The sequence below is a fragment of the Pseudomonas sp. BN411 genome (assembly GCF_029871235.1).
GTDB lineage: Bacteria > Pseudomonadota > Gammaproteobacteria > Pseudomonadales > Pseudomonadaceae > Metapseudomonas.
Genome location: NZ_SSOM01000010.1, coordinates 1 through 699, shown reverse-complemented (window position 1 = coordinate 699; position 699 = coordinate 1). Strand labels below are relative to the sequence as shown.

Annotated in this window: 1 protein-coding gene; it reads left to right on the top strand. The window is 66.0% G+C overall.

Annotation, left to right across the window (positions count from 1 at the left end; all coding sequences use genetic code 11):
- Nucleotides 1-309: 309 nt before the first annotated feature.
- Nucleotides 310-699 (top strand): serine dehydratase beta chain (locus tag E8F06_RS00075; protein ID WP_280362968.1); only part of this gene is annotated, 390 nt, incomplete at its 3' end.

The window sequence follows — 699 nt, the reverse complement described above, 5'->3', positions numbered from 1 at the left end:
TACCCCAGCGCCAGCCTGGTGGACGGCAAGTACTGGCCGCCGGTGGGCCGCGTGGACAACGTCTACGGCGACCGCAATCTGGTCTGCGCCTGCCCGTCCATCGAGGCCTACCAGGACGCCTGACGGCGACCCTGTGTAGGAGCCAGCTTGCTGGCGAAGCGCTCCGCCCGAGCCATTCGCGAGCAAGCTCGCTCCTACAGCGACCGGACACAAGACAAGAAGCACGGCGGTCGGACCTTCGGGCCCGATCGTCCGGGCTGTCTACGCTGACTAATAAGAAAGAGCCGAGCGCACGCTCAGGAGCGCGACATGTCCCTCAGTGTCTTCGACCTGTTCAAGATCGGCATTGGCCCCTCCAGCTCCCACACCGTTGGCCCGATGCGCGCCGCCGCGCGTTTCGTCGAAGGCCTGCGTCGCGAGAGCCTGCTGGCCGACACCCAGAGCCTGAAGGTGGAGCTGTACGGTTCCCTTGGCGCCACCGGCAAGGGTCACGGCAGCGACAAGGCCGTGCTGCTGGGCCTGGAAGGCGAGCAACCGGATACCGTGGATACAGAAAGCGTGGATGAACGCCTGGCGCGCATCCGCCAGAGCGGCGAACTGCTTCTCGGCGGCGAAAAGCCGATCCACTTCGTGGAGAAGGAGCACCTGGCGCTGATCCGCAAGCCGCTCCCCTACCACCCCAACGGCATGATCTTCCGC